The 7389-nt window shown below is 74.0% G+C and carries 7 protein-coding genes; 6 read left to right on the top strand and 1 reads right to left on the bottom strand.

Going from position 1 to position 7389, the window contains the following annotated elements; genetic code table 11:
- Positions 1 to 163 precede the first annotated feature (163 nt).
- From AC5LSR_RS00345 to AC5LSR_RS00320, 6 genes are all read left to right on the top strand, one after another.
- The gene (locus AC5LSR_RS00345) at positions 164 to 1153 is read left to right on the top strand and encodes a mycofactocin-associated electron transfer flavoprotein alpha subunit (protein ID WP_493468050.1); all 990 of its coding nucleotides are present in this window, start codon (positions 164 to 166) and stop codon (positions 1151 to 1153) included.
- The gene (locus AC5LSR_RS00340) at positions 1150 to 2559 is read left to right on the top strand and encodes an FAD-dependent oxidoreductase (RefSeq protein WP_493468049.1); all 1410 of its coding nucleotides are present in this window, start codon (positions 1150 to 1152) and stop codon (positions 2557 to 2559) included. Before AC5LSR_RS00345 ends, AC5LSR_RS00340 begins: the two co-directional genes overlap by 4 nt.
- Positions 2556 to 3041 carry a ferredoxin family protein gene (locus AC5LSR_RS00335; protein ID WP_493464308.1) on the top strand — a complete coding sequence of 162 codons (486 nt, stop codon included), beginning with the start codon at positions 2556 to 2558 and terminating at the stop codon, positions 3039 to 3041. Before AC5LSR_RS00340 ends, AC5LSR_RS00335 begins: the two co-directional genes overlap by 4 nt.
- A gap of 139 nt (positions 3042 to 3180) precedes the next feature.
- Entirely contained in the window at positions 3181 to 4209 is a 1029-nt protein-coding gene (locus AC5LSR_RS00330; RefSeq protein ID WP_493464309.1) for a mycofactocin-associated electron transfer flavoprotein beta subunit, read from the top strand.
- A 121-nt stretch (positions 4210 to 4330) separates the two neighbouring features.
- A complete protein-coding gene (locus AC5LSR_RS00325) occupies positions 4331 to 5344 on the top strand; it encodes an NADP-dependent oxidoreductase (RefSeq protein ID WP_250286234.1) in 1014 nt (337 codons plus the stop codon).
- A gap of 479 nt (positions 5345 to 5823) precedes the next feature.
- Complete coding sequence (locus tag AC5LSR_RS00320) at positions 5824 to 7143, top strand: cytochrome P450 (RefSeq protein ID WP_493468048.1); 1320 nt, start codon at positions 5824 to 5826, stop codon at positions 7141 to 7143.
- A 21-nt stretch (positions 7144 to 7164) separates the two neighbouring features.
- Here the strand turns inward: AC5LSR_RS00320 and AC5LSR_RS00315 are convergent.
- Positions 7165 to 7389: tetratricopeptide repeat protein (locus tag AC5LSR_RS00315; protein WP_493468047.1), on the bottom strand; the 225-nt coding region annotated here is incomplete at its 5' end.

Here is a 7389-nt window from a genome sequence, read left to right as displayed (position 1 = left end):
TCGGAGTGAACCGGGAGCTGTGAACGCAGACGGGCGCGAGTGGAGTGGTCGTCCCCGGGACGGGGATGGCCGCGGAGGGAGTGGCCGTCGGAGTGAACCGGGAGCTGTGAACGCGGAGGGTGTGGGAGAAGGGCGGTCCGTTCCGGGCGGGGCGGTGCTTGCCGTGGTGGTGGCGCGCGGCGGGGTCCTGCCGCTGGGTGCCGAGGAGAGCATCGCCGAGGCCGACGGGCAGGCGTTGATCATCGGCGGCGGGGCCAAGGAGGCGGCGCAGGCGGTCACGGGCGCGTCGGCGCTGTGGTGGAGCGACACCGGCCCCGGGCTGCGGGCCGGCGCGCTCGCCCGGGTGCTCGTCGGCGTGCTCGCGGACGTCCCGCTGCTGCTGCTGCCGGCGTCCCCGGACGGCCGTGACCTTGCCCCGCGGCTGGCCGCCGCGCTCGACCGCCCGCTGCTCGCCGGCGCCGTCGCGGTCCGGCGGGACGCCGACGGGGTGGTACGGGCGCAGCTGCCGAGGCTGGACGACCGGCTGCTGCTCACGGTCGAGTGCGCGCGGCCCGCGGTGGCGACCCTGTTGCCGGGCGTGCGTGCGGTGCCCGCGGCCGGGCGGCATCCCGGCCCGCGGGAGCTGCCCCTGCCGCCGCTGCCGCGGCTGCCGGCCGCACTGTCCTCGTCGGCCGTGTCGGCCTGGGCGCGTGATGTCGAGGTCGTCGAGGTGCTCGAGCCGGATCCGGCGACGATGGATCTCGCCGAGGCCGGCCGGGTCGTCGGCGGCGGCGCCGGGCTGGTGCCCACCGGGTCCGGCGCGGGCCAGGGGCGGGCGCTGTTCGGCCTGCTCGCCGCCGTGTCGGCGGCGCTCGGCGCCTCGGCGGGGGCGACCAGGGTCGCCAGTGACGCCGGCTGGATCGGCTACGACCGCCAGATCGGCACGACCGGGGTGACGGTCGGCCCCGAGCTCTACGTCGCGTTCGGGATCTCCGGCGCGAGCCAGCATGTCAGCGGGCTGGGCTCCCCCCGGCACGTGGTGAGCGTCAACACCGACCCGTCCTGCCCGATGACCGCGATGGCCGATCTCGGCCTGGTCACCGACGCCCGTGAGCTGCTGGTGGAGCTGGCCCGGCGGTTCGGCGTCCCCGTCCCCGAGGAGGTCCGGCCGTGACGGCAACACCTGCCGTGTCATCGGCAACGCCCACGGGGCCCACGACGTCCCCGGGGCCCCCGGCGCCCGCGGTGTCGGCGTCACCGGCGTCGTCCGGCCGGCCCGTGCTGTCCTTCGACGCGGTCGTTGTCGGTGCCGGCCCGGCGGGGTCGTCCGCCGCGCTCGAGCTGGCCCGGGCGGGCCGGTCCGTCGCGCTCGTCGAGCGGGGGCCGTTCCCCGGGTCGAAGAATGTCTACGGTGGTGTGATCTACGGCCGGGTCCTCGACGAGGTCCTCCCCGCCTGGTGGGAGGAGGTGCCGGTGGAGCGCTGGGTGGTGCGCCGGTCAAAGATGATCATGACGCCGACGCGTTCGCTGTCCATCGACTACCGCAGCGAGGACTGGGGTGCCGCCCCCTACAACGGGATGACCACCTACCGGGCGGACTTCGACAGCTGGCTGGCGAGCAAGGCCGTGGCCGCGGGCGCCTGGCTGATCACCTCGACCGTGGCCACCGGGCTGCTGCGCGACGCCGCCGGGCGGGTCGTCGGCGTGCGCACCGACCGGGCCGACGGCGACCTGCGCGCGAAGGTCGTGATCGCCTGCGACGGGGTGAACTCGTTCCTGGCGAAGGAGGCCGGCCTGCTGCCGCGGGCCGACGCCGCGCACCACACCCTCGGCGTCAAGGAGGTGCTGGCGCTGCCCGGGGAAGTGATCGACGAGCGCTTCGGGGTGCGCCGCACCGAGGGCGTGGACATCGAGATGCTCGGCTGCACCCGCGGGATCCCCGGCGGCGGCTTCCTCTATACCAACGCGGACACGGTCAGCGTCGGCGTGGTGCTCTCCCTGCCGCACCTGGCCGCGGCGAAGGTGCGTCCCGAAGAGATCATCGCCGATGTGAAGACGCACCCGGCCGTCGCGCACTACCTGCGCGGGTCGACGGTCAAGGAGTACTCCGCCCATCTGATCCCCGAAGGCGGCTACGACGCGATGCCGAAGCTGCACGCCGACGGGCTGCTCCTCGCCGGCGACGCCGCCGGCATGACGCTCGCCGCCGGCATCTGGCTGGAGGGGGTCAACTTCGCCATCGGCTCGGGGCTGGCCGCGGGCCGGGCCGCCGCCCGGGCGGTCACCGCCGGTGACGTCTCCTCGGCCGGGCTCGCCTCCTACCGGTCCGACCTGGCGGGCCAGTTCGTGCTGGCCGACCACAAACGGCTGCGCGGCGCGCCCGAGGTGATCCTCTCCGAACGGATCCAGCAGCGGTATCCCGGCCTGATCACCGACATCGCCGAAGGGGTGTTCACCGTGACGAACCCGACGCCCAAGCCCGGCCTCGCCCGCCTGCTGCGGCGGGCGGCGAGGCGCAACGGCGTGAGCCTGCGCGAGCTGGCCGCCGACGCCGCCCGGATCGGCCGGGTGTTCCGATGAGCCGCCTGCCGCTCGGCCTCGTCAGGGACCGCCGCCGGCCCGGCCGGGCAGCCCCGGCGGCCGCACCGGCCAGAACCGTCCCGGCGGCCACGGGCAGCCCGGCGGACCCGGCCGGCCCGGCTCATCCCGCCGGCCCCGCCGGCCCCGCCGGTGCGGCCGGTGCGGCCGGTGCGGCCGGTGCCGCCACGGGCGAACGCTGGCACGACCTCTCCTTCGACGACCGGATGGCCACCGTCGACTTCCGGGTCGGCGAGCGGGCCCACATCGTGGTCGACTCCGACGTCTGCCGCTCGTGCACCACGAAGGCGTGCGTGACCGCCTGCCCGGCCAACCTGTTCGCCCCGACCTCCGACGGCGGCATCCTGTTCAACTACGAGCAGTGCTTCGAGTGCGGGACCTGCTACATGATCTGCAACAGCGAGAACGCGATCAGATGGACCTACCCGGACGGCGGGCAGGGCGTCGTCTTCCGGCGGGGGTGACGGCGCCATGACGTCACAGCCGTCCGAACCGACACTCACGACACCGGCTGAGACACCGGCCGGAGCCGTGGCCGGGACACCGGCCGTTACCGGGACACCGGCCGTTACCGGGACACCGGCCGAGCCTCCGGCCGGGGCGGTGACCGGGACAGCGGCCGAGACCGGGGGAGTGGCCGGGACACCGGCCGCGCCGCTCGTTGTCGTGTGCCTGCGCCACACCGACCTGCGGCCGGAGGTCGACCCGCTGACCGGGGCCGTCACCCGGGACCCGCGCGGCGCCGGGATCGGCCCGGCCGAGCGGGCCGCCCTCGAGCACGCGCTGCGGATCGCCGAGGCCTGGGGTGGGCCGGTGCTGGCCGTGGCCGCCGGCCCGCCCGCCGCCGACGAGACGCTGCGCGCCGCGGCCGCGCTCGGCGCGCGGGCGCTGCGGGTGCCGTGGCCGGCGCCGATACCGGGGGTGGGGCCGGCGTCGCACGCCGACGGCCCGGGTCACGGTGACGATCCCCGGCATGCCGGCGAGCCGCTCGGCCCCGCCCCGCACTACCTCGACGACCTCGGCCGGGACGAGCGTGCGCTGGCCCGCGCTCTGCTCGCCGCGGTCCGTACGGTCGGGGAGCCGGCGCTGGTGCTCTGCGGCGACCGCTCCCCGGACCGGGGCACGGGCGCGCTGCCCGCGCTGCTCGCGCACGAGCTCGGCGCCGCCCAGGCACTCGGGCTGGTCGACCTGCGTGTCGACGGCGGGTCGCTGCTGGCCGAGCGCCGTCTCGACGGCGGCCGGCGGGAGCGGCTGCGGGTACGCCCGCCGGCGGTGTGCTCGGTCGAGGGCGCCGGCGTCCGGCTGCGGCGGGCGTCCCTGCCGGCGGCCCTGGCGGCACAGCGCGCCGGGATACCCGTGCTGGACGCGGCAGCCGTCGCCGCGGCCGCCGACGGCGACCTGGCGGCTGCCGTCACGGTCCGTTCGGCGGGTCCGTTCCGGCCGCGGACCAGGGTCGTCCCGCCGCCGTCGGGCACCCCCCGGCAGCGTCTGATGGAGCTGACCGGTGTGCTGGCCGCGCACGAACCGCCCACCATCGTCGGCCCCGTGGACGCCGCCGACGCGGCCGACGCACTGCTGGCCTTCCTGGAACGCAACGGCTACCTCGCCGAGCGGCCCCCCGCCGGGCCGTAGCCGCGCTACCGTCGGCGGTGGCTGCCCGGCATCCGGCATCCGGCATCCGGCATCCGCCGTACCAGGGCTGCCCCTACCGAGGCTGCCGTACCGAGCGCCGTCGTCCCGTGGAGGGTGGACCTTGAAGGCCGTCAACCGGCAGATCCGTCTCGCGGCCCGTCCGGTGGGCCTGCCCGCCCCCGGAGACTGGGAGCAGGTCGAGACAGCGGTCCCCGCCCCCGGCGAGGGTGAGTTCCTCGTCGAGATCAGCTATCTCTCCCTCGACCCGGCCATGCGGGGCTGGATGAACCAGGCGCGCTCCTATGTCCCGCCGGTGCCGCTGGGGGAGGTCATGCGCGCCTATGCGGCCGGCCGCGTCGTCGCCTCCAACCATCCCGGGTTCGCCGTGGGCGACCATGTCACCGGGCCGTTCGGGGTCCAGGAGTACGCGCTCTGCGACGGCCGGGGCGTTGCCACGGTCGACCCCGGCCGGGCGCCGCTGCCGACCTACCTCGGCGCGCTCGGGATGCCGGGCCTGACCGCCTACTTCGGGCTGCTCGACGTCGGGCGTCCCCGGCCGGGCGACACCGTGGTGGTCTCGGGGGCCGCCGGCGCCGTCGGCAGCGTGGTGGGCCAGATCGCCAGACGGCTGGGATGCCGTGTCATCGGTATCGCCGGTGGCGCGCGCAAGTGCGGCTGGCTGGTCGACGAGCTCGGTTTCGACGCGGCCATCGACTACAAGGAGCAGGATGTCGAGAACGCGCTGCGCACGCACGCGCCGGACGGCGTCGACATCTACTTCGACAACGTCGGCGGCGACATCCTCGACGCCGTCCTCACCCACCTCGCCCGCGGCGCGCGGGTGGTCATCTGCGGCGCCATCTCGCAGTACAACGCGACCACACAGGTCAGCGGGCCGCGCAACTACCGGTGGCTGCTGATCCAGCGCGCGTCCATGACGGGGATGCTCGTCTCCGACTACGCCGACCGCTATCCGGCGGCAACGGCGGAGCTGGCCACCTGGCTGGCGGACGGTTCGCTGCGGGCGCGTGAGGACATCCTCCCCGGCGGGATCGGACGTTTCCCGGAGGCGCTGCTCCTGCTCTTCTCCGGCGGCAACACCGGCAAACTCGTCCTCGAGATCGCCGGCTCCTGACACTCCTGGCCCCGCGCTCCGGGTCTGTGCCGCGTTCACCGACACCCGACACCCGACACCCGTCGGCCGTAGGTGAAAACCGCTGCCATGACGACGAAATCCACCTACAAGCGTGCAGGCCGTAGGTAGAAAGCGTTGTGATAACAGCGGTTGTGACCTACGGCTGCGAGGGACGGGCAGGCATGGGGGCACATCCGCTGTAGCACCGGATCCTGACGGCCGCCGGCGGTACGGCCGGTACCCGGCACCGGCCGGCCCATCGGAAAATCGGAAATCACGATCGGCCGATACGGAACACTTTTCCGCCGGTTTCTTCCAGTGTTCTTGGCGGATGGTTTATGGTCTGTTCACTACCCGGACGACAGGTTCCGATGGAATTCGGGAAGGTTTCGATGCGGACGCGGGGAAACCCCGTGCCCCGGAATTTCTGGCGACCGGGGCGTGGCGCACGGGCCGTCATCTTCCGGGAGGAGCCGAACGTGGATCCCAGCGCTGGGCCGACTATCACGCGTGACGTCACCGGGGCCACCCCCACCGGCGGGAAGCCCGTGGTCGGAGTACCTGTGGCCAGGGAGCCCGCGGCCGGGGATTCCGCCGTTGGGCAGGCGGTGCTCGACGCCTTCGCCCCCGAGTGGCGGCATGACCCGTACCCGAGCTACGAGATACTGCGCGCGGCCGGCCCGTTCCCACCGGGACCGCTCGGCCTGCGCCTGGTCCCGCGGTACGCCGACTGCAACGCCGTCCTGCAGAACCCGGTGTGGAGCCATGCGGAGGAGCCCGAGCTGCTGCATCCGGGCAGTGACATCCTGGACCTGCCCGCGTCGTTCCTGTGGATGGAGCCGCCGGACCACACCCGGCTGCGTGGGCTGGTCAGCAAGGCGTTCACGCTCCGCACGATCGAGCGCCTGCGACCCCGCGTGGAGCAGGTCGTCGACGAGCTGATCGACCAGGCGGTGGCCGCCGGTGAGGTCGACCTGATCGAGGCGCTGGCCTACCCCCTGCCACTGACCATGATCTGCGAGCTGCTCGGGGTTCCCACCGAAGACCACCCGGCCGTCCGGCGGATGTCCGCGGGGATCGCCCGTGGCCTGGATCCGGACGTGCTGCTCACGCCGGAGGAGGTCGCCGCCCGCACCGACGCGGCCCGGGAGTTCATCGAGTTCTTCGGCGCTCTGATCGCGCGGCGCCGGGCCCAGCCACAGGACGATCTGATCAGCGCTCTCGCCGCGGTCGAGGCGGCCGGTGACCGGCTCACCGCCCACGAGATGCTCGCCACGTTGGTGGTGCTGGTCGTGGCCGGTCACGAGACGACGGTGAACCTGGTGGGCAACGGGGTGCTCGCCCTGCTGCGCAACCCGGACCAGTTCGCGTTGCTGCGCGGCACCCCCGACCTCGCCGCACCCGCGGTGGACGAACTGTTGCGCTACGACGCCCCGTCACAGCTGACCACCCGGGTCGCGACACGGGAGATCGAACTGTCCGGGCACACCTTCGCGCCCGGTGACAGTGTCATGGTGATGTTCGGGTCGGCGAACAGGGACACGGATGCCTTCGACGAACCGGATCGGCTGGACCTGACCCGTTACACGGGCCGCAACAGCGTGAACCGGCACATGTCGTTCGGCATCGGCCTGCACTACTGCATCGGCGCGCCACTCGTCCGGCTGGAAATGGAGGTCGCGCTGCGGGCGCTGGCGGGTCGGGCAGCGACGATCGAACTGCTCGCCGATCCTCCCGTCTACCGGCCCAATCTCGTGGTGCGCGGCATGACCGAGCTGCCCGTGCGCCTCACCGGCTGACCCTGGTGCGGCTCTGGCCCGTCACAGCGCAGGCTGTCTGCCGGGCAGGGTGTGCCGCTTGTGGAGCTGCGTCCGCAGCTGTTCCGCCCCGGCTGTGTCGCCGAGCTCCCACAGGTCGGCTGCGAGGTTGCTCATCGAGCGCAGGGTGGCCGGGTGGTCGTCGCCGAACAGCTGGCGGTGGCGGCGCAGGGTGTCCTCGTCCAGGTCCCGTGCCGCGGCCACGTCGCCCAGCAGGCGCAGATCCTC

Source organism: Protofrankia sp. CiP1_Cm_nod4 (assembly GCF_982290645.1).
This window is presented reverse-complemented; position numbering and strand designations above follow the sequence as displayed.

What these genes read in the sequence shown, in the direction of transcription:
- AC5LSR_RS00335 (WP_493464308.1), top strand. Translation starts at nt 2,556, where the DNA reads ATGAGCCGCCTGCCGCTCGGCCTCGTCAGGGACCGCCGCCGGCCCGGC.